The sequence below is a fragment of the Pseudomonas sp. Ma2-10 genome (genome assembly GCF_054330215.1).
This window is the reverse complement of record NZ_JBTEYL010000019.1, coordinates 70,717-91,986: the sequence shown is the minus strand read 5'-3', so window position 1 is coordinate 91,986 and position 21,270 is coordinate 70,717. Positions and strand designations below refer to the sequence as shown.

The 21,270-nt window shown below is 57.4% G+C and carries 19 protein-coding genes and 1 pseudogene; 16 read left to right on the top strand and 4 right to left on the bottom strand.

Going from position 1 to position 21,270, the window contains the following annotated elements; all coding sequences use genetic code 11:
* Nucleotides 1–74: 74 nt before the first annotated feature.
* Complete coding sequence (gene gltA, locus ACXPVS_RS20425; RefSeq protein ID WP_458511542.1) at nucleotides 75–1,364, bottom strand: citrate synthase; 1,290 nt, start codon at nucleotides 1,362–1,364, stop codon at nucleotides 75–77.
* A gap of 363 nt (nucleotides 1,365–1,727) precedes the next feature.
* On the opposite strand from gltA, the gene sdhC reads away from it, so the two are divergent.
* The 12 genes from sdhC to ACXPVS_RS20365 all read left to right on the top strand — a co-directional run bounded on the left by sdhC (nucleotide 1,728) and on the right by ACXPVS_RS20365 (nucleotide 16,055).
* Nucleotides 1,728–2,102, top strand: a complete 375-nt coding sequence (gene sdhC / locus ACXPVS_RS20420) for a succinate dehydrogenase, cytochrome b556 subunit (RefSeq protein WP_458511541.1) — start codon at nucleotides 1,728–1,730, stop codon at nucleotides 2,100–2,102.
* A complete protein-coding gene (sdhD, locus tag ACXPVS_RS20415) occupies nucleotides 2,096–2,464 on the top strand; it encodes a succinate dehydrogenase, hydrophobic membrane anchor protein (RefSeq protein WP_123510546.1) in 369 nt (122 codons plus the stop codon). Before sdhC ends, sdhD begins: the two co-directional genes overlap by 7 nt.
* Before the next feature lie 3 nt (nucleotides 2,465–2,467).
* Nucleotides 2,468–4,243, top strand: coding sequence for a succinate dehydrogenase flavoprotein subunit (sdhA, locus tag ACXPVS_RS20410; protein WP_458511540.1), 1,776 nt, complete (start codon nucleotides 2,468–2,470; stop codon nucleotides 4,241–4,243).
* Nucleotides 4,244–4,254: 11 nt separating this feature from the next.
* Nucleotides 4,255–4,959: a succinate dehydrogenase iron-sulfur subunit gene (locus tag ACXPVS_RS20405; RefSeq protein ID WP_458511539.1), complete on the top strand. Its 705-nt coding sequence runs from the start codon at nucleotides 4,255–4,257 to the stop codon at nucleotides 4,957–4,959.
* A 263-nt stretch (nucleotides 4,960–5,222) separates the two neighbouring features.
* Nucleotides 5,223–8,054: a 2-oxoglutarate dehydrogenase E1 component gene (locus tag ACXPVS_RS20400; protein WP_458511538.1), complete on the top strand. Its 2,832-nt coding sequence runs from the start codon at nucleotides 5,223–5,225 to the stop codon at nucleotides 8,052–8,054.
* A 42-nt stretch (nucleotides 8,055–8,096) separates the two neighbouring features.
* Nucleotides 8,097–9,314 (top strand): 2-oxoglutarate dehydrogenase complex dihydrolipoyllysine-residue succinyltransferase, encoded by a 1,218-nt coding sequence (odhB, locus tag ACXPVS_RS20395; protein ID WP_458511537.1) that lies wholly within the window; start codon nucleotides 8,097–8,099, stop codon nucleotides 9,312–9,314.
* 110 nt (nucleotides 9,315–9,424) lie between these two features.
* Nucleotides 9,425–10,861 (top strand): dihydrolipoyl dehydrogenase, encoded by a 1,437-nt coding sequence (gene lpdA, locus ACXPVS_RS20390; protein ID WP_458511536.1) that lies wholly within the window; start codon nucleotides 9,425–9,427, stop codon nucleotides 10,859–10,861.
* Between the two features lie 200 nt (nucleotides 10,862–11,061).
* A complete protein-coding gene (gene sucC, locus ACXPVS_RS20385; protein ID WP_458511535.1) occupies nucleotides 11,062–12,228 on the top strand; it encodes an ADP-forming succinate--CoA ligase subunit beta in 1,167 nt (388 codons plus the stop codon).
* On the top strand, nucleotides 12,228–13,109 hold the full coding sequence (gene sucD / locus ACXPVS_RS20380; RefSeq protein WP_458511534.1) for a succinate--CoA ligase subunit alpha: 882 nt from the start codon (nucleotides 12,228–12,230) through the stop codon (nucleotides 13,107–13,109). The genes sucC and sucD overlap by 1 nt, the downstream gene beginning before the upstream one ends.
* Before the next feature lie 334 nt (nucleotides 13,110–13,443).
* Nucleotides 13,444–14,757: a branched-chain amino acid transport system II carrier protein gene (brnQ, locus tag ACXPVS_RS20375; RefSeq protein WP_458511533.1), complete on the top strand. Its 1,314-nt coding sequence runs from the start codon at nucleotides 13,444–13,446 to the stop codon at nucleotides 14,755–14,757.
* A gap of 159 nt (nucleotides 14,758–14,916) precedes the next feature.
* The gene (locus tag ACXPVS_RS20370) at nucleotides 14,917–15,654 is read left to right on the top strand and encodes a DUF599 domain-containing protein (RefSeq protein ID WP_458511532.1); all 738 of its coding nucleotides are present in this window, start codon (nucleotides 14,917–14,919) and stop codon (nucleotides 15,652–15,654) included.
* The gene (locus ACXPVS_RS20365) at nucleotides 15,654–16,055 is read left to right on the top strand and encodes an MAPEG family protein (protein ID WP_458511531.1); all 402 of its coding nucleotides are present in this window, start codon (nucleotides 15,654–15,656) and stop codon (nucleotides 16,053–16,055) included. Before ACXPVS_RS20370 ends, ACXPVS_RS20365 begins: the two co-directional genes overlap by 1 nt.
* A 78-nt stretch (nucleotides 16,056–16,133) precedes the next feature.
* Here ACXPVS_RS20365 and ACXPVS_RS20360 read toward each other — a convergent pair whose 3' ends face one another.
* Nucleotides 16,134–16,367, bottom strand: coding sequence for a hypothetical protein (locus ACXPVS_RS20360; protein ID WP_458511530.1), 234 nt, complete (start codon nucleotides 16,365–16,367; stop codon nucleotides 16,134–16,136).
* A 158-nt stretch (nucleotides 16,368–16,525) separates the two neighbouring features.
* Here ACXPVS_RS20360 and ACXPVS_RS20355 point away from each other — a divergent pair, with 158 nt between their 5' ends.
* The 4 genes and pseudogenes from ACXPVS_RS20355 to ACXPVS_RS20340 all read left to right on the top strand — a co-directional run.
* On the top strand, nucleotides 16,526–17,002 hold the full coding sequence (locus tag ACXPVS_RS20355; protein ID WP_458511529.1) for a PaaI family thioesterase: 477 nt from the start codon (nucleotides 16,526–16,528) through the stop codon (nucleotides 17,000–17,002).
* Complete coding sequence (locus ACXPVS_RS20350) at nucleotides 16,999–17,436, top strand: PaaI family thioesterase (RefSeq protein ID WP_458511528.1); 438 nt, start codon at nucleotides 16,999–17,001, stop codon at nucleotides 17,434–17,436. The genes ACXPVS_RS20355 and ACXPVS_RS20350 overlap by 4 nt, the downstream gene beginning before the upstream one ends.
* A gap of 96 nt (nucleotides 17,437–17,532) precedes the next feature.
* A complete protein-coding gene (htpG, locus tag ACXPVS_RS20345; protein WP_458511527.1) occupies nucleotides 17,533–19,437 on the top strand; it encodes a molecular chaperone HtpG in 1,905 nt (634 codons plus the stop codon).
* Nucleotides 19,438–19,503: 66 nt separating this feature from the next.
* Nucleotides 19,504–19,617: pseudogene (locus ACXPVS_RS20340) on the top strand (dienelactone hydrolase family protein); the annotation flags it as partial.
* 70 nt (nucleotides 19,618–19,687) lie between these two features.
* Here the strand turns inward: ACXPVS_RS20340 and ACXPVS_RS20335 are convergent.
* The gene (locus ACXPVS_RS20335) at nucleotides 19,688–20,548 is read right to left on the bottom strand and encodes a pirin family protein (protein WP_458511526.1); all 861 of its coding nucleotides are present in this window, start codon (nucleotides 20,546–20,548) and stop codon (nucleotides 19,688–19,690) included.
* A gap of 61 nt (nucleotides 20,549–20,609) precedes the next feature.
* Nucleotides 20,610–21,026 carry an OsmC family protein gene (locus ACXPVS_RS20330; protein WP_458511525.1) on the bottom strand — a complete coding sequence of 139 codons (417 nt, stop codon included), beginning with the start codon at nucleotides 21,024–21,026 and terminating at the stop codon, nucleotides 20,610–20,612.
* Nucleotides 21,027–21,270: the final 244 nt, after the last annotated feature.

Sequence of the window (21,270 nt, the reverse complement as noted above, 5' to 3'; positions counted from 1 at the left end):
CACAAATCAAAACGGCCTCTATTTATATAGAGGCCGTTTGCGTTGCAGCTTAAGACGTTATCGTAAGACAGGTCTTAGTTGCGGTCTTCCAGCTTGGTGATGTCACGCGACTCGTAGCCGGTGTACAGCTGGCGCGGACGGCCAATCTTGTACGGGCTGGAGAGCATTTCCTTCCAGTGGGAGATCCAGCCGACAGTCCGCGCCAGGGCGAAGATCACGGTGAACATGCTGGTTGGAATGCCGATCGCCTTGAGGATGATGCCCGAGTAGAAGTCGACGTTCGGGTACAGCGAGCGTTCGATGAAGTACGGGTCGGTCAGGGCGATCTCTTCCAGGCGCATGGCCAGTTCGAGTTGCGGATCGTTGGTGATGCCCAGTTCCTTCAGCACTTCGTCGCACGTCTGCTTCATGACTGTTGCACGTGGGTCGCGGTTTTTGTAAACCCGGTGACCGAAGCCCATCAGTTTGAACGGATCGTTCTTGTCCTTGGCCTTGGCGATGTACTTGTCGATGTTCGATACATCGCCAATTTCATCGAGCATGGTCAGAACAGCTTCGTTCGCGCCGCCGTGAGCAGGGCCCCACAGTGCAGCGATGCCGGCGGCGATACAGGCGAACGGGTTGGCACCCGAAGAACCGGCCAGGCGCACGGTGGAAGTCGATGCGTTCTGCTCGTGGTCGGCATGGAGGATGAAGATCTTGTCCATGGCGTTGGCGAGTACCGGGCTGATCGGTTTGATCTCGCACGGGGTGTTGAACATCATGTGCAGGAAGTTTTCCGCGTACGTCAGGTCGTTGCGCGGGTACATCATGGGTTGCCCCATCGAGTACTTGTAAACCATCGCTGCCAGGGTCGGCATCTTGGCAACCAGTCGGATCGCGGAAATTTCGCGATGCTGCGGGTTATTGATGTCCAGGGAGTCGTGGTAGAAGGCCGAGAGGGCGCCGACTACACCGCACATGACGGCCATCGGGTGGGCGTCGCGACGGAAACCGTTGAAGAACGTCTTCAGTTGCTCGTGAACCATCGTGTGGTTCTTCACGGTGCTGACGAACTGGGCCTTCTGTTCTGCGGTCGGCAACTCGCCGTTGAGCAGCAGATAGCAGGTTTCCAGGTAGTCCGACTTTTCAGCCAGCTGTTCGATCGGGTAGCCGCGGTGCAGCAGGATGCCGTTGTCGCCGTCGATATAGGTGATCTTCGACTCGCAGGAAGCTGTCGACATGAAACCTGGGTCAAAGGTGAAACGGCCCGTGGCCGTCAGGCCCCGAACATCGATAACATCGGGACCAACGGTGCCGGTTAAAATGGGCAGCTCGACGGGGGCTGCGCCCTCGATGATCAACTGCGCTTTTTTGTCAGCCATGTGGCCTCCTATTTATGCTTGAAATCATCAGACAGACCCCCCACGCAGGGCCCGCACCACTATAGTGAGATAAATTCGAATGTCAATTTGCCTAAAGTCTTGCTCCAGAAGGCTTTAACCGGACTTTTTCCTCGAAATTGCCTGCCGTTTACGCCTTTTATCCAACTTGTGCAATGAGCTATTAGGGGGAGGTGAACGCGTTGTCATTAGTAGCCTAACTGTCTATACTCGGCCACCGACCGCCAGGGGCTTTTTGGCCTGCTTTGTTGGGGGTCGCATCCCTGGGTAGTGGTTACCTGACCAGTGCACTCCCCAACAACTTTGCCCTGATTGTTAGGGGCTCTTCAGTGTGAAAAAAAAGCCGTGAAAAGCCAACGACCTGTAAACCTAGACCTTAGGACCATCAAACTTCCCATCACCGGCGTTACGTCGTTTCTTCACCGTGTTTCCGGCATCATCCTCTTCCTGGGCCTTGGCTTCATGCTGTATGCATTGGGCAAATCTCTGGGTTCCGAGGAAGGTTTTGTCGAGGTGAAGGCATGCTTGACCAGTCCACTGGCCAAGTTCGTAGCATGGGGCCTCCTCTCCGCCTTGCTGTATCACATGGTAGCCGGCGTGCGCCATTTGATCATGGACATGGGCATCGGTGAGACGCTGGAAGGCGGCAAGCTGGGCTCGAAAATCACTATCGCCGTGTCTGCGGTGCTGATCGTTCTGGCGGGAGTTTGGATATGGTAACCAGCGTAACGAACCTGTCGCGTTCCGGCCTCTATGACTGGATGGCGCAGCGTGTGTCTGCGGTAGTTCTCGCGGCTTATTTCATTTTTCTGATTGGATACCTGGCAGCGCACCCTGGCATTGGCTACGCCCAATGGCACGAGCTGTTTGCAAGCAACGGGATGCGTATCTTCAGTCTGCTGGCCCTGGTGGCCCTGGGCGCTCATGCCTGGGTCGGCATGTGGACCATCGCGACCGACTACCTGACGCCGATGGCGCTGGGCAAGTCCGCGACTGCAGTACGTTTCCTCTTCCAGGCAGTATGCGGCGTTGCAATGTTCGCCTACTTCGTCTGGGGTGTGCAGATTCTTTGGGGTATCTGATTCATGTCTACTACAGTTAATACGCTTTCGTTCGACGCCATCATTATTGGCGGCGGCGGTGCTGGCATGCGCGCTGCGCTGCAACTGGCACAAGGTGGTCACAAGACTGCCGTGGTAACCAAGGTTTTCCCGACTCGCTCGCACACCGTCTCCGCCCAGGGTGGCATCACCTGCGCCATCGCGTCCGCTGATCCGAACGATGACTGGCGCTGGCACATGTACGATACCGTCAAGGGTTCCGACTATATCGGTGACCAGGACGCTATCGAATACATGTGTTCGGTAGGCCCGGAAGCGGTTTTCGAGCTCGAGCACATGGGTTTGCCTTTCTCCCGTACCGAACAGGGCCGCATTTATCAGCGTCCGTTCGGCGGGCAGTCCAAAGACTTCGGTAAGGGTGGCCAGGCTGCCCGTACGTGCGCCGCTGCCGACCGTACCGGTCACGCACTGCTGCATACCCTGTACCAGGCCAACCTCAAGGCCGGCACCGTATTCCTCAACGAATACTACGGCGTCGACCTGGTGAAGAACGAAGACGGTGCCTTTGTCGGCATGATCGTCATCTGCATCGAAACCGGCGAAACTTCCTACGTCCGCGCTAACGCCACTGTACTGGCGACGGGCGGTGCAGGTCGTATCTACTCGTCCACCACCAATGCCCTGATCAACACCGGTGACGGCGTCGGCATGGCTCTGCGTGCTGGCGTGCCGGTGCAAGACATCGAAATGTGGCAGTTCCACCCAACCGGCATCGCCGGCGCCGGTGTACTGGTCACTGAAGGCTGCCGCGGTGAAGGCGGTTACCTGATCAACAAGCACGGCGAGCGTTTCATGGAGCGTTATGCTCCGAACGCCAAAGACCTGGCGGGTCGTGACGTGGTTGCTCGCTCGATGGTTAAAGAAATCATCGCCGGCAACGGTTGCGGTCCGGATGGCGACCACGTAATGCTGAAGCTCGATCACCTTGGTGAAGAAGTTCTGCACAGCCGTCTGCCAGGCATCATGGAACTGTCCAAGACCTTCGCCCACGTCGATCCAGCCGTGTCGCCGATCCCGGTCGTTCCAACCTGCCACTACATGATGGGCGGCGTGCCGACCAACATTCATGGTCAGGCAATCACTCAGGATGCTGAAGGCGTTGACCAGATCATCCCGGGCCTGTTCGCGGTAGGCGAAGTGGCTTGCGTATCGGTTCACGGTGCCAACCGTCTGGGCGGCAACTCGTTGCTCGACCTGGTGGTATTCGGTCGTGCTGCCGGCCTGTTCCTGGAACAGACACTGAAAGAAGGCGTTGACTACGCTCGCCCTCGCCAGTCCGACATCGACGCTGCCCTGGCACGTCTCGATGGCCTGAACTCGCGGACCGAAGGCGAAGACGTCGCCACCCTGCGTAAAGAACTGCAAAGCTGCATGCAGAACTACTTCGGTGTGTTCCGTACCGGCGAATACATGCAGAAGGGTATTGCCCAGCTGGCTGATCTGCGTGGCCGTATCGCCAACGTCAAGATCAACGACAAGAGCCAGGCGTTCAACACCGCTCGTATCGAAGCTCTTGAATTGCAGAACCTGTTGGAAGTGGCCGAAGCTACCGCCATCGCCGCAGAAATCCGCAAAGAGTCCCGCGGCGCTCACGCCCGCGAAGACTTCGAAGAGCGCGATGACGTTAACTGGCTGTGCCACACCCTGTATTTCCCGGGTGAGAAGCGCGTTACCAAGCGTGCCGTGAATTTCTCGCCAAAAACAGTCCCGACCTTTGAACCAATGATTCGGACTTATTAAGGGTGGCCGCCATGTTGCAAGTCAGTGTTTATCGCTACAACCCTGATCAGGACGCCGCGCCGTTCATGCAGGAATTCCAGGTCAATACCAACGGTAAAGACCTGATGGTGCTGGACGTGCTGGCCCTGATCAAAGAGCAGGACGAGGGTTTCTCCTATCGTCGCTCTTGCCGTGAAGGTGTTTGCGGTTCCGACGGCATGAACATCAACGGCAAAAACGCGCTCGCGTGCGTTACGCCGCTGTCCGCGGTCGTAAAAGGTAACAAGCTGATTGTTCGTCCTCTGCCAGGTTTGCCGGTAATCCGTGACCTGGTCGTCGATATGAGCATCTTCTACAAGCAATACGAGAAGGTTAAGCCATTCCTGCAGAACGACACGCCGGCTCCGGCCATCGAACGTCTGCAGACCCCTGAAGAGCGTGAAAAGCTCGACGGTCTGTACGAGTGCATTCTGTGCGCTTGCTGCTCGACCTCTTGCCCGTCCTTCTGGTGGAACCCGGACAAGTTCCTGGGTCCAGCTGCCCTGCTGCAAGCGTATCGCTTCCTGGCAGACAGCCGCGACACCAAGACTGCCGAGCGTCTGGCTTCGCTGGATGATCCGTTCAGCGTATTCCGCTGCCGCGGGATCATGAACTGCGTCAACGTCTGTCCGAAAGGCCTGAACCCGACTAAGGCCATCGGTCACGTACGTAACATGCTGTTGCAAAGCGGCGTGTGATTCAGCTGCTGTAAATGCAGTACCGCTGTAACCGTAGATGCTACGGCGCAGGCTTCAACCGGCGCCGTAGTCTTAACCTGAGCAGCAGCTTACTAAGGCTGCGGCTCTTATTTTGAAGAAATGAGACAAGCAGGGGCATCCGGGCTGGTACCCGGACTATCAGCGTGATCCTAAGTGGCTTGTTTTAGTCGCTGCATTCGGACTTCTGCAAGTGTGCTCGGTGTCGACGCCGGTGGTGTTCCCCTAACCGAGGGTGACCAAGCATGCAAGAAAGCGTGATGCAGCGCATGTGGAACAGCGCCTACCTATCCGGTAGTAACGCTGCCTATGTGGAAGAGCTCTATGAGCTCTACCTGCACGACCCTAACGCTGTGCCAGAAGAGTGGCGCACCTACTTCCAGAAGTTGCCTGCCGACGGCAACACTGCCACCGATGTTTCGCACTCCACAATTCGCGATCATTTCGTCTTGCTGGCAAAGAACCAGCGCCGCGCACAACCGGTTTCCGCCGGCAGCGTGAGCAGTGAGCACGAGAAGAAGCAAGTTGAAGTGCTGCGATTGATCCAGGCCTACCGTATGCGTGGCCACCAGGCAGCCCAGCTTGACCCGCTGGGGCTGTGGCAGCGTCCTGCACCTGCAGACCTGTCGATCAATCATTACGGCTTGACCAATGCCGATCTTGATACGACCTTCCGTGCCGGCGACCTGTTCATCGGCAAAGAGGAAGCGAGCCTACGCGAAATTCACGAAGCGTTGCAGCAGACATATTGCCGCACCATCGGCGCTGAATTTACGCATATCACCGATTCCGAACAGCGCCAGTGGTTCCAGCAGCGACTGGAAAGCGTACGCGGCCGTCCAACGTACTCCGCCGACATCAAGAGCCACCTGCTCGAGCGCGTCACCGCCGGCGAAGGTCTGGAAAAATACCTGGGTACCAAATACCCGGGTACCAAGCGTTTCGGTCTGGAAGGCGGCGAGAGCCTGATTCCGATGCTCGACGAGCTGATCCAGCGTTCCGGTTCCTACGGCACCAAGGAAATCGTTATCGGCATGGCCCACCGTGGTCGTCTGAACGTGCTGGTCAACACCTTCGGCAAGAACCCGCGCGAGCTGTTCGACGAGTTTGAAGGCAAGAAGAAGGTCGAGCTGGGTTCCGGTGACGTTAAGTATCACCAGGGCTTCTCATCCAACGTGATGACCACCGGCGGCGAAGTTCACTTGGCCATGGCGTTCAACCCTTCCCACCTGGAAATCGTTTCCCCGGTGGTCGAGGGTTCGGTTCGCGCCCGTCAGGATCGTCGTAACGACCCGACTGGCGAGAAGGTTCTGCCGATTTCCATCCACGGTGACGCGGCATTCGCCGGTCAAGGTGTGGTCATGGAAACCTTCCAGATGTCGCAGACCCGCGGTTTCAAGACCGGCGGCACCGTGCACATCGTGATCAACAACCAGGTCGGTTTCACCATCAGCAACCCGTTGGACTCGCGCTCCACCGAGTACGCGACCGACGTTGCGAAGATGATCCAGGCGCCGATCCTCCATGTGAATGGTGATGATCCGGAAGCCGTGTTGTTCGTGACCCAGTTGGCCATCGACTACCGCATGCAGTTCAAGCGTGATGTGGTGATCGACCTGGTCTGCTACCGTCGCCGTGGCCACAACGAGGCCGACGAGCCAAGCGGTACCCAACCTCTGATGTATCAGCAAATCGCCAAGCAGCGCACCACCCGTGAGCTGTATGCCGATCGTCTGACCCAGGGCGGGGTACTGGACGTTGAGCGTATTCAGGCGAAAGTCGACGAATACCGCAACGCCCTGGACAACGGTCTGCATGTTGTAAAAAGCCTGGTCAAAGAGCCGAACAAAGAGTTGTTCGTGGATTGGCGTCCGTATCTGGGCCATGCCTGGACCGCGCGTCACGACACTCGCTTCGATCTGAAAACCTTGCAGGAACTGTCCGCCAAGCTGCTGGAAATTCCGGAAGGCTTCGTGGTTCAGCGCCAGGTCTCGAAAATCTACGAAGACCGTCAGAAGATGCAAGTCGGCGGCCTGCCGATCAACTGGGGTTACGCCGAAACCATGGCGTACGCAACCCTGGCGTTCGAAGGTCACCCGATTCGCATGACGGGTCAGGACATCGGTCGCGGTACGTTCTCGCACCGTCACGCTGTCTTGCACAACCAGAAAGACTCGGGTACCTACATCCCGCTGCAAAACCTGTACAAGGGCCAGCCACGTTTCGACCTGTACGACTCGTTCCTGTCCGAAGAAGCCGTACTGGCGTTCGAATACGGTTACTCGACCACCACGCCTGAAGCGCTGGTGCTCTGGGAAGCCCAGTTCGGTGACTTCGCCAACGGTGCTCAGGTGGTGATCGACCAGTTCATTACCAGTGGCGAGCACAAGTGGGGCCGTCTGTGCGGTCTGACCATGCTGCTGCCGCACGGTTATGAAGGTCAGGGTCCGGAGCACTCTTCGGCTCGTCTGGAGCGTTACCTGCAGATGTGCGCCGAGCACAACATTCAGGTTGCCGTACCGACTACGCCGGCTCAGATCTACCACTTGCTGCGTCGTCAGGTAATTCGCCCGCTGCGCAAGCCATTGATAGTTCTGACGCCGAAGTCGCTGCTGCGTCATAAACTGGCCATCTCGACCCTGGAAGATCTGGCCGAAGGTTCGTTCCAGACCGTTATCCCGGAAATCGATACCCAGGACCCGAAAAAGGTCGAGCGCATTGTTCTGTGTAGCGGCAAGGTCTACTACGACCTGCTGGAAAAACGCCGTGCCGAAGGTCGTGATGACATCGCCGTCGTGCGTATCGAGCAGCTGTACCCATTCCCTGAGGACGACTTGAACGAAGTCCTGGCTCAGTACACCAACCTCAAACATATCGTTTGGTGTCAGGAAGAGCCGATGAACCAGGGTGCCTGGTACTGCAGCCAACACCACATGCGCCGCATCGTTGGCAATCACAACAAGTCGCTCGTACTCGAGTACGCGGGCCGTGATGCTTCTGCTGCACCTGCTTGTGGTTATGCATCGATGCACGCTGAGCAGCAGGGGAAACTGCTGCAAGACGCCTTTACTGTTTAACGCCTTCGCGCACCTGAAACCGAATTTAAGGACCCACAGATAATGGCTATCGAAATCAAAGCCCCCACTTTCCCGGAATCGGTTGCCGATGGCACCGTTGCCACCTGGCACAAAAAGCCGGGCGACGTCGTCAAGCGCGATGACCTGATCGTCGACATCGAAACTGACAAAGTCGTACTGGAAGTGTTGGCCACCGCTGATGGCGTGCTGGGCGCTATCGTCAAGAACGAAGGCGACACCGTTCTGTCCGACGAAGTCCTGGGCTCCATCGAAGCGGGTGGCGTTGCTGCCGCTCCAACGGCTGCCGCTGCTCCGGCCGCTGCTCAAGCTGCTCCTGCCGCTGAAGGCGAAGATGATCCGGTTGCTGCACCGGCTGCTCGTAAGCTGGCTGAAGAAAACGGTATCAACATTGCTTCCGTTGCCGGCACTGGCAAAGGCGGTCGTGTGACCAAGGAAGACGTTGTTGCCGCTGTAGCGGCCAAAAAAGCCGCTCCGGCTGCCGCGCCTGCCAAGGCTGCTGCTCCTGCCGCTGCTGCTCCAATGTTCGCTGCCGGCGATCGTATCGAGAAGCGCGTACCGATGACCCGCGTGCGGGCCACGGTCGCCAAGCGTCTGGTTGAAGCACAATCGAACATGGCGATGCTGACTACGTTCAACGAAGTCGACATGACCGAAGTCATGGCGCTGCGTTCGAAGTACAAGGACCTGTTCGAGAAGTCCCACAACGGCGTGCGTCTGGGCTTCATGTCGTTCTTCGTCAAGGCGGCCACCGAAGCGCTGAAACGCTTCCCGGCTGTGAACGCCTCGATCGACGGTGCTGATATCGTTTATCACGGCTACGCTGACGTCGGTGTTGCTGTTTCCAGCGACCGCGGTCTGGTGGTACCGGTTCTGCGTAACGCCGAACTGATGAGCCTGGCTGAAATCGAGGGCGGCATCGCCACCTTCGGCAAGAAGGCTCGTGACGGCAAACTGTCGATGGACGAGATGATCGGCGGTACGTTCACCATTACCAACGGTGGTACTTTCGGTTCGATGATGTCGACGCCGATCGTCAACCCGCCGCAAGCAGCCATCCTGGGCATGCACAACATTCTGCAGCGTCCTATGGCGATCAACGGTCAGGTTGTTATCCGTCCGATGATGTACCTGGCTCTGTCCTACGATCACCGTCTGATCGATGGCAAAGAAGCTGTGACCTTCCTGGTTACCATCAAGAACCTGCTGGAAGACCCGGCTCGTTTGCTGCTGGATATCTGATTTCGTTGCACGGGCCGTTCAGTGATGGACGGCCCTGCTGTAATGACCAGCTTCGTCCCACGACGGTCCCCAAAAGGGGCCGTCCGGTTTGATTCGAGAAGGAATGACACATGACTCAGAAATTCGACTTGGTAGTGATTGGTGCGGGCCCTGGCGGCTACGTGGCTGCCATTAAAGCAGCGCAACTGGGCCTCACTACTGCCTGTATCGAGAAATACACCGACAAGGAAGGCAAACTGGCCCTCGGCGGTACTTGCCTGAACGTCGGCTGCATTCCATCCAAGGCGCTGCTGGACAGCTCCTGGAAATACAAGGAAGCCAAAGAAGGCTTCGCGATCCACGGCATCAATCACGCTGGCGTGACCATGGACGTGGCGGCAATGGTTGGCCGTAAAACCACCATCGTCAAAGGCCTGACCTCTGGCGTTGCCACCCTGTTCAAGGCGAACGGCGTGACGTCCCTGCAAGGCCACGGCAAACTGCTGGCCGGCAAGAAAGTCGAGCTGACCAAGCCAGACGGCACCGTCGAAATCATCGAAGCCGACAACGTAATCCTGGCTTCGGGTTCGCGTCCGATCGACATTCCACCGGCTCCGGTTGACCAGAACGTCATCGTCGATTCGACTGGCGCGCTGGAATTCCAATCGGTGCCTAAGCGTCTGGGCGTGATCGGCGCTGGCGTGATCGGTCTGGAACTGGGTTCGGTCTGGTCCCGTCTGGGTTCCGAAGTCGTTGTTCTGGAGGCGCTGGAGAAGTTCCTGCCAGCCGCTGACGACGCGGTTTCCAAAGAAGCCTACAAAACCCTGACCAAACAAGGTCTGGACATCAAGCTGGGCGCTCGCGTCACCGGCTCCAAAGTGAACGGCGACGAAGTTGTCGTGAACTACACCGATGCCAATGGTGAACAGAACATCACGTTCGACAAGCTGATCGTTGCCGTTGGTCGCCGTCCGGTGACCACCGAGCTGTTGGCAGCTGACAGCGGTGTGAACATCGACGAACGTGGCTTCGTTTTCGTTGACGACCAGTGCGTCACCAGCGTTCCGGGCGTTTACGCGATCGGCGACGTGGTTCGCGGCATGATGCTGGCGCACAAGGCGTCCGAAGAAGGCATCATGGTGGTTGAGCGCATCAAGGGCCACAAAGCCCAAATCAACTATGATCTGATCCCGTCTGTTATTTATACTCATCCGGAAATCGCGTGGGTCGGCAAAACCGAGCAGGCCTTGAAGGCTGAAGGCGTTGAAGTTAACGTTGGCACCTTCCCGTTTGCAGCCAGTGGCCGTGCCATGGCAGCCAACGACACCGGCGGTTTCGTGAAAGTCATCGCTGATGCCAAGACCGACCGCGTATTGGGCGTCCACGTGATTGGCCCGAGCGCTGCAGAACTGGTTCAGCAGGGCGCGATCGGTATGGAATTCGGCACCAGCGCGGAAGACCTGGGCATGATGGTTTTCTCCCATCCGACCCTGTCCGAAGCCTTGCACGAAGCAGCTCTGGCTGTGAATGGCGGCGCCATCCACATTGCCAACCGCAAGAAGCGTTAAGACAAGACAATAAGAAACCACGGCGGAAGGCCCGTCGTGAGCCTTGCGTGCAAGACTCACCGCGGAATGTCCGCCGGACGCAGCCTTGGGTAGTCTCACCGGTTATCCGGAACACCTACGCAAGCAGCAGTCACAGGTGGTGCGGCACTTGAACAAGTGCAGCACCGAATGCGCAGTACCTAACGAAGACGGTAATAAGCATGAATCTTCACGAGTATCAGGGTAAGCAGCTGTTCGCTGAATACGGCCTGCCAGTATCCCAGGGTTTCGCCGTAGACACCCCGGAAGCAGCAGCAGAAGCATGCGACAAAATCGGCGGGACCGAATGGGTTGTCAAAGCCCAGGTTCACGCAGGTGGTCGCGGTAAAGCGGGCGGCGTTAAGCTGGTTCGCAGCAAAGAAGACGCCAAAGCATTCGCTCAACAGTGGTTGGGCAAGCGTCTGGTGACTTACCAGACTGATGCCAATGGTCAGCCAGTCACCAAGATCCTGGTTGAATCGTGCACTGATATCGCTAAAGAGCTCTACCTGGGCGCTGTCGTTGACCGTTCGAGCCGTCGCATCGTGTTCATGGCTTCCACCGAAGGTGGCGTGGACATCGAGAAAATCGCTCACGACACCCCAGAGAAAATCCTCAAGGCCACTATCGATCCACTGGTTGGCGCTCAGCCATTCCAGGGTCGCGAGCTGGCATTCCAGCTGGGTCTGGAAGGCAAGCGAGTTGCTCAGTTCGCCAAGATCTTCGTAGGTCTGGCCAAGCTGTTCAAGGATCACGACCTGGCTCTGCTGGAAGTGAACCCGCTGGTGATCAAGGCTGACGGCGACCTGCATTGCCTCGATGCCAAGATCAACATCGACGCCAACGCCATGTACCGTCAGCCTAAGCTGAAGACTTTCCACGATCCGTCGCAAGACGATCCGCGCGAAGCGCACGCTGCCAAGTTCGAACTGAACTACGTAGCGCTGGAAGGCAACATCGGTTGCATGGTCAACGGTGCTGGCCTGGCCATGGGTACCATGGACATCGTCAACCTGCATGGCGGCAAACCTGCCAACTTCCTCGACGTGGGCGGCGGTGCTACCAAAGAACGCGTTACCGAAGCGTTCAAGATCATCCTGTCCGACACTAACGTCGCTGCAGTATTGGTCAACATCTTCGGCGGCATCGTTCGTTGCGACATGATTGCCGAAGGCATCATCGGCGCTGTGAAAGAAGTCGGCGTGAAAATCCCGGTGGTTGTTCGCCTTGAAGGCAACAACGCTGAGCTGGGCGCTAAAGTACTGGCAGAAAGCGGTTTGAACATCATCGCTGCTACCAGCCTGACCGACGCTGCTCAACAAGTTGTCAAAGCTGCGGAGGGCAAATAATGAGCGTCCTGATCAATAAAGACACCAAAGTTATCTGCCAGGGTATTACCGGTTCGCAAGGTAGTTTCCACACCCAGCAAGCCATCGAATACGGCACCAAGATGGTTGGCGGCGTAACGCCAGGCAAAGGCGGTACCACTCACCTGGACCTGCCTGTTTTCAACACTGTGAAAGAAGCTGTAGAAGCCACTGGCGCCACCGCCAGCGTGATCTACGTTCCAGCTCCTTTCTGCAAAGACTCCATCCTGGAAGCAGCATTCGGCGGCATCAAGCTGATCGTTTGCATCACCGAAGGCATTCCTACCCTGGACATGCTGGATGCCAAGGTCAAGTGCGACGAACTGGGTGTAGTCCTGATCGGTCCTAACTGCCCAGGCGTGATCACTCCAGGCGAATGCAAGATCGGCATCATGCCAGGTCACATTCACTTGCCAGGCAAGGTCGGTATCGTTTCCCGTTCCGGCACCCTGACCTACGAAGCTGTGAAGCAAACTACTGACGCCGGTTTCGGTCAGTCGACTTGCGTCGGCATCGGCGGTGACCCGATCCCAGGCTCGAACTTCATCGACATCCTGAAGCTGTTCCAGGAAGACCCGAAGACCGAAGCGATCGTTATGATCGGTGAGATCGGCGGTTCGGCTGAAGAAGAAGCGGCTGCCTACATCAAGGCACACGTGACCAAGCCGGTTGTTTCCTACATCGCTGGTGTGACTGCCCCTGCGGGCAAGCGCATGGGCCATGCTGGCGCAATCATCTCCGGCGGCAAAGGCACTGCAGACGAAAAGTTTGCTGCCCTGGAAGACGCAGGCGTTAAAACCGTGCGTTCGCTGGCAGACATCGGCAAGGCATTGTCCGAGCTGACCGGTTGGGCGATCAAGTAAGCCTCGCGCTTATCTGACGCTTCACCAAACAAAGGCCACCTTCGGGTGGCCTTTGTCGTTTCTGGCGTTTGTATGTCGCCAGCGATGGCTGACGTCAGGACGACAACCATTTACATGCAAAAACGCGACACAGAAGTGTCGCATATCGGACAGATCGCACCCTAACAGTGCGTTTGTTGGGCAAATTCGTTAGGCTGGCAGCCATTTTTGCGTCCGCGGCCCACAAGGCTGCTATGCGCTAAACGGGTCAGTCCTATACGGACCGACAGCATTTCCCTCACCCCTCAGGGAAATCCCTCTCTAAATTCCGATTCAGTAGTGTGGTATTTCCTTAATGAAAGTGTTGAAAGGCCAGGACATCCTGGCACTTGGTTTTATGACATTTGCCCTGTTTGTCGGGGCTGGCAACATCATCTTCCCGCCTATCGTCGGTCTGCAGTCCGGTCCAAACGTCTGGATGGCAGCGCTGGGCTTCCTGATCACCGCGGTCGGTCTGCCGGTCGTCACCGTTGTCGCCCTGGCCAAGGTCGGTGGCTCCATGGATGCCTTGAGCAGCCCGATCGGGAAAGTCGCCGGTGGCCTGCTGGCGGCCGCGTGTTACCTCGCGGTCGGCCCGCTGTTCGCGACACCGCGCACCGCCACCGTGTCATTCGAAGTTGGCCTGGCGCCACTGACTGGCGAGAGCCCGCTGGCGCTGTTGCTCTACAGCTCGGTGTACTTCCTGCTGGTGTTTTTCATCTCGCTCTATCCGGGCCGGCTGCTGGATACCGTAGGACGTTTCCTCGCGCCGCTGAAGATCATCGCCCTGGCCGCGCTCGGCATCGCCGCGTTTGCATTGCCGGCCGGTGATGTCGGCGTGGCCACCCCGGAATACGTGACGGCACCGTTCTCCCAAGGCTTCATCAACGGTTACCTGACCATGGATACCTTGGGTGCGCTGGTGTTTGGCATTGTCATTGTCAACGCAATCCGTTCCCGTGGCGTCGAGTCGCCGGTGTTGATTACTCGTTACGCGATCATCGCCGGGCTGATTGCCGGCGTGGGTCTTGCGCTGGTTTACGTCAGCCTGTTCCGTCTCGGTTCGGGCAGCCACGAAGTGGCCGCGGGTGCCACCAACGGCGCGGTGGTGTTGCACGCTTATGTGCAACACACCTTCGGCTCGCTGGGCAGCGGTTTTCTGGCGGTGCTGATCTCCCTGGCCTGTCTGGTGACGGCGGTGGGTCTGACCTGCGCCTGCGCCGAATACTTCAGCCGTGTGCTGCCGCTTTCCTACAAGACGTTGGTCATCATCCTGGCCGCATTCTCCCTGCTGGTGTCCAACCTGGGCCTGACCAAGCTGATTGCGTTCTCGATCCCGGTGCTGACCGCGATCTATCCGCCGTGCATTGCCTTGGTCGCCTTGAGCTTCTGCAAGGACTTCTGGCATGAGCAAGGCCGAATCGTCGGTCCGGTGATGCTGGTGTCGTTCATCTTCGGTTTGATCGACGCCCTCAAGGGCGCGGGTCTGGCCGACTGGATGCCGACTCAGTTGTCCCACCTGCCGCTGAGCGAGCAAGGCCTGGCTTGGCTGGTGCCGTCGGTCATGACCCTGGTCGTTGCGGTGGTTTGCGATCGCCTGTTGGGCAAGCGCGAAGAAGCACTGGCTTAAGCCGCTTCACGGCCCGCCACAAGCGGGTCGTGTACACATAAGGAAATGCCCCGTATCAATCGATACGGGGCATTTTTTTTTGGAGGTGGTGCAGTGTCTTTTTCATTGCGCTAACGTCGAAGCACTACTTGCTTTGCCAAACACCTCACAAGGACCTGTATGTCGTTCATCCACGCCAACATGATCCACCTCCTCGCCGCGCTCTGGTTCGCCATCTGCTGGGGCGGCTACACCCGTTATGCGACATGGAAGGGCCGCGACACCGCGTGCCTGGCCAGCGTGCTGCACCTTTATCGCGAAGACTGGATGCGCCGCATGCTGTTGCGCGACAACCGCATCGCCGACGCCAGCGTGATCGGTAACCTGGAGCGCAACGCCTCGTTCTTCGCCTCTAGCACACTGATTATCCTGGCCGGTATTCTTACGGTGCTCGGAGCCTCCGAAAGGGCAGTATCGTTATTGGCGGATATCCCGATGGTGCAGCAGGCCTCTCAAGGGATGTCCGAGATCAAGTTGCTGTGCCTGGCGCTGGTGTTTGTCTATGCGTTTTTTACGTTCAGCTGGTGCATGCGTCAGTACAACTTTGCGGCAATTGTGGTGGGCTCGGCACCTATGGTCGGTGAGCGTCACGTTTCCGAGCAAGAGCGCAAAGCCTTTGCGGCCCGGGCGGCCCGCGTCATTTCCATGGCCGCCAACCAGTTCAACCTCGGGCTGCGCTCTTACTACTTCGGCATGACCCTGCTGGCCTGGTTCGTCAGCCCGTGGTTGTTCATGTTGATCAGTGCCGGCGTGGTGCTGGTGTTGTATCGCCGGGAGTTTCATTCCGACGTTCTCGACGTGATGGTCTATACACCTACAGAGGCGCCATTGCCCGAGGCGATTAAAGAGGCTGTTTGATGAGTATTCCGTTCTGGTGTGTGTTTATCAGCGCCTTGCTGATTTTTGTGGCAAGGATTCCCGTGGCCAAGGCGATGAATGAGCAGGGCGGTTACGACAACCACTTGCCGCGCCAGCAACAGGCGCAACTGACAGGTTTTGGTGCCCGTGCGTTGGCGGCCCATCAAAACTGTTTTGAGGCATTCATTCTGTTCGCGGTGGGGGTGTTGATGGCTCACACCACGCAGACAGCGGGGTGGCTTATCGATTTGCTGGCAATCATTTTCGTGATCACGCGCATTTTTTATTTGCTGTGCTATTGGGTTGATCTGGCCTGGCCGCGGAGCCTGGTATGGTTCATCGGACTCGTGTGTTCGTTGCTGTTGATGATTAGTCCGACGTTTAGCACTGTTTTGCTGTAGCGCTTGCATTGCAAACAAAAAACCAGGCAAAAGAAAACCCGCACTTGGCGGGTTTTCTTTATCACGCTAAAAACTGTTTTAGTTTTTAGGTTCTTCTTTCATGGCTGCTTCGTTCGATTCAGCCTGATCTTTGGCGGCTTCGGCGTTTTCTTTCGCCGCGTCGTTCACTTTATCCTGAGCTTTACTCATATCTTGCTGAGCTTGCTCGGCATGTTGGGTAGCATCTTGAGCTTTGTCCTCGGATTTTTTATCGCAGGCTGCGAGACCGAGGGAAGCGGTCAACATCAAGGCAATAGCTAAAGTCTTACGCATGGGGTGTTTCTCCTTATCAAAAATATCTACTGGCCTTTCGAGGGCCACCCATAGCGTTAAGTTCCTCAATTAAGACGGATATATAAGTTTATTCCGACGGGAACTTTTACTAAAAACGCCTCGTGCGTAGCCTGAACACTAAGAAGAGTTTTATCAAAATGGCCGAAACCCCCGTTTTTGAGCGCGCGACACGATTTCTATCGGCGCTGCGACATTGTCAGGTACTTGGGCTGCGGGTTCACAGCGCCTGCGGCGAAGGCCTGACGGTTATCCTGCCGTACAGTCCTCAAATTGTTGGCAACCCGCAAACCGGCGTGATTCATGGCGGGGCGCTGACCTCGCTGATGGACACGGCCTGCGGCATGTCCACCCTCTGCGTGCTGCCCGAGTTTGAAGTTTGTCCGACCCTCGACTTGCGCATCGACTACATGCACGCTGCCGAGCCGCATAAAGATGTCTACGGTTTTGCCCAGTGCTACCGGGTGACCACGGATGTGATCTTTGCTCGCGGTTTCGCCTACCAGGACGATCCCGAGCAACCCATCGCCCACGTGGTGGGCACCTTCATGCGCATGGGCAAAGCTATCAAAGGGCCCAAAGGTTTTGGCGGCGTCATCGCCGCAGGTGCGAAATGACCGACACCTTCAAGGAACAACTTCAACAGGCACATGAGCAGGGCGACTACGCTTCGTTGCTGCACCTGATTCCCTACGCCAAATTGATCGGCATCGAATGTTCGCGGGTGGGGGATGATCTGCTGTTTCGCTTGCCGGCCAACAAGGACAACATTGGTAACCCTTTATTGCCGGCGATTCACGGTGGCGTGATCGCCGGGTTCATGGAGTTGTCCGCCGCGCTGCACCTATTGATTTTCACCGGGTCACCGGGTGTGCCGAAGATCATCGACTTCTCCCTCGACTATCTGCGCGCCGGGCAGTTTCGCGACACCTGGGCCAGATGCCAGGTTTGTCGGCAGGGCCGCCGGGTGGCAAACGTTGCGATTACGGCCTGGCAAAGCACTGAAGCCGAACCGATTGCCACAGCCCGCGCTCATTTCAAAATTGAATAGCCCTTGAAATCCTGAACTCAGCCCCCAACTTTGATGACAACCCGCCGCCGACCCTTCAGGTCGCGGCCACTGCCATCTGATTGGAGTTTGATGACCATGAGTGTGGAAACTCAAAAGGAAACCCTGGGCTTCCAGACCGAGGTGAAGCAACTGCTGCACCTCATGATCCATTCGCTGTATTCCAACAAGGAAATTTTCCTTCGAGAATTGATCTCGAACGCCTCTGACGCTGTCGACAAATTACGTTTCGAAGCCCTGTCCAAGCCTGAGTTGCTGGAAGGTGGGGCCGAACTGAAAATCCGTGTGAGCTTCGACAAGGACGCTAAAACCGTCACCCTCGAAGACAACGGCATCGGCATGAGCCGTGAAGACGCGATCACCCATCTGGGGACCATCGCCAAATCCGGCACCGCCGATTTCATGAAACATCTCTCCGGCGATCAGAAAAAAGACTCGCACCTGATCGGTCAATTCGGTGTGGGTTTCTACTCTGCATTCATCGTCGCCGATAAAGTCGACGTGTTCAGCCGTCGTGCCGGTGCTGCTGGCAGTGAAGGCGTGCACTGGTCGTCCAAGGGTGAAGGCGATTTTGAAGTTGCCACCGTTGATAAAGTCGAACGCGGCACCCGTATCGTCTTGCACCTGAAATCCGGTGAAGACGAATTCGCCGACGGCTGGCGTCTGCGCAACATCATCAAGAAGTACTCCGACCACATTGCTCTGCCGATCGAGTTGCCGAAAGAAGTGGCCGCCGTTGAAGGCGAAGAGCAACCGGCCATTGAATGGGAAACCGTCAACCGCGCCAGCGCCCTGTGGACCCGTCCGCGTACCGAGGTCAAGGACGAGGAATACCAGGAGTTCTACAAACACGTCGCTCACGACTTCGAGAACCCGCTGAGCTGGAGCCACAACAAGGTCGAAGGCAAGCTCGAATACAGCTCGCTGCTCTACGTGCCGGCCCGTGCTCCATTCGATTTGTACCAGCGTGAAGCGCCGAAAGGCCTGAAGCTGTACGTGCAGCGCGTGTTCGTGATGGATCAGGCAGAGTCGTTTCTGCCACTGTACCTGCGCTTCATCAAAGGCGTGGTCGATTCCAACGACCTGTCGCTGAACGTGTCGCGGGAAATCCTGCAGAAAGACCCGATCATCGACTCCATGAAGTCGGCGCTGACCAAGCGCGTTCTCGACATGCTGGAAAAGCTGGCGAAGAACGAGCCTGAGCAATACAAAAGTTTCTGGAAAAACTTTGGCCAGGTCATGAAAGAAGGCCCGGCAGAAGACTTCGCCAACAAAGAGAAAATCGCTGGCCTGCTGCGTTTCGCATCGACCAGCGGTGATGAAGGCGAGCAAGTGGTGGGTCTGGCCGAATACCTGGCTCGCGCCAAGGAAGGTCAAGACAAGATCTACTACCTGACCGGCGAAACCTACGCGCAAGTCAAGAACAGCCCGCACCTGGAGGTCTTCCGCAAGAAAGGCATCGAAGTGCTGCTGCTGACCGACCGCATCGACGAGTGGCTGATGAGCTACCTCAGCGACTTCGACGGCAAGAGCTTTGTCGACGTGGCGCGTGGTGACCTGGACCTGGGCAATCTGGATTCGGAAGAAGACAAGAAAGCTGCGGAAGAAGTCGCCAAGTCCAAAGAAGGGCTGGTTGAGCGTCTGAAAACGGCACTGGGCGACTCCGTTGCTGAAGTGCGGGTTTCGCACCGTCTGACCGACTCCCCAGCGATTCTGGCCATCGGCGAGCAGGACCTGGGCATGCAGATGCGTCAGATCCTGGAAGCCAGCGGTCAGAAGGTTCCGGATTCGAAGCCTATCTTCGAATTCAACCCGGCTCACCCGCTGATCGAGAAGCTCGACAACGAGCAGAGCGACGAACGCTTCGGCGACCTGTCGCACATTCTCTTCGATCAGGCGGCCCTGGCCGCCGGCGACAGCTTGAAAGACCCGGCCGCCTACGTGCGCCGTCTCAACAAGCTGCTGGTTGAACTGTCGGTTTAACGGCGTTGTACAAAAACCCGCTTCGGCGGGTTTTTTTGTTCTGGTGTCTTTCGCCGGGCGTTAGTCATGAGCCAGATCACCGTTCGTTCTGTCCTTTATCAGATTGATGGCCCGTCGTATGAACGCCGTCTGGCGTTCGATGCCGACCACAAAGGCCCACGCCCTGGCTGGTTGATGGCGCATTGCTGTCAACGCATTCCCCTGTAGAGCGAGCCTGCTCGCGAAAGCGGTTTAACGGAGTCGCAAGGTCTTAAGGCAATTCAATCCGCTCACTTTCCCCCGGTACCGTCGGCCAATCCCCGGCCGCCCAACGTCGCCGCGCTTGATCGATCAACGCCGGGTCGCTCGCCACGAAATTCCAGTTGATCCGCCGCGGCCCATCCAGCGGCGCACCGCCAAACAGCACGGCATGACAGTCGCTTTCAGCGAACAGCGTCATCTCTTCCCCGACCGGCAAAACCACCAGCGAATGCGGTTCTATCCGTTCGCCATCCAGTTGCGCCTCGCCGTCCAGTACATACAGCGCCCGTTCTTCATGCTCGGTAGGAATCAGCAAGGTGGTCGCCGTTTGCAGGTTCAATTCGGCATACAAGGTAGGAGAAAGCACCGGGACCGGTGACGCCAGGCAAAAGCCTGCCCCGGCAATCATCCGGATCTTCACCCCCAGGTTATCGCTGACCGGCAGCGTGGCCGCCGGATGGTGGCTGTAGTGTCCGGGACCGAGCTCTTTATCTTTGGGTGAGGCCAGCCAGATCTGCAATCCATGCAGGGTGAAGCCGCTGTCCTTCAGCGCCTCAGGCGTGCGCTCGACGTGGGCAATCGCGCGGCCTGCCGTCATCCAGCTGACATCACCGGCTTCCACCACCTGATCGGAGCCGAGGCTGTCCTTGTGCTGGATTTTTCCTTCGAACAAGTACGTGAGGGTCGACAGACCAATGTGCGGATGCTGACGGATGTTCATGCCTTTTCCCGCCTCATAACGGGTTTCGAGCATGTGGTCGAAAAACACGAAAGGCCCGACGCTGCGGCATTTGGCTGACGGCAACGGGCGAAGAATCGGTTGGCCTTCGACCTCTTCGGCGCGGGGATGGATCACCAGAGGAGTGTTCATGCTGCATTCCAGGCTGAGCGGGTAATGCGTGGAGCATAACCCGCTCGCGCGGTCCTTGCCGCTATTGGCTGAAGGCCCCTTCAGACAGGTGTGTTTCGATGCTGACGTCGGTGCTGGTCATCAACTTGTGGACCGGGCAACGGTCGGCCACGCGGTGCAACTCGTCGCGCTGGGCGTCGGTGAGCACCCCCTTGAGGGTCAATTTGACGTGCAAGGCATATTTACCTTTCTGCTCTTCGCTGTTGTCACGTTTGACTTCGACCGTGACACCGGTCAGCGGGATGTCTTTCTTCTTCGCGTACATCTTCAGGGTCAGGGCCTTGCAGGCACCCAGGGCCGCGTCGAAGTAATCGTGTGGTTCGGGCGCCGAGCCTTCGCCGCCGGAGGATGTCGCTACGTCGGCAAAGAGTTCGTGGTCATCGATCTGTACGCTGTGGCGAAAACCTTCGGCGGAAACGGTATTGACGGTGACTGTCATGGGAAACCTCGCAGGCAACAGGAAAAGTTATTCGGTCAAACAAGACCTTGAAGTTATAGAGCATTGTTATTGTTACGCGTTCCACTTTCTGACTGCGCATTGCCGTGCGCTGAATCGTTACCGCCCGGCGATCGAAGTAGTTGGGTGTTTTGATATCACGTTTTCGTCTTACGCAAAATTTCTCAGGGCCGATACCTTCTAAAGCAACCCGCTGCAGGGTTGATGCAGCGCTTTTGGAAGGAAC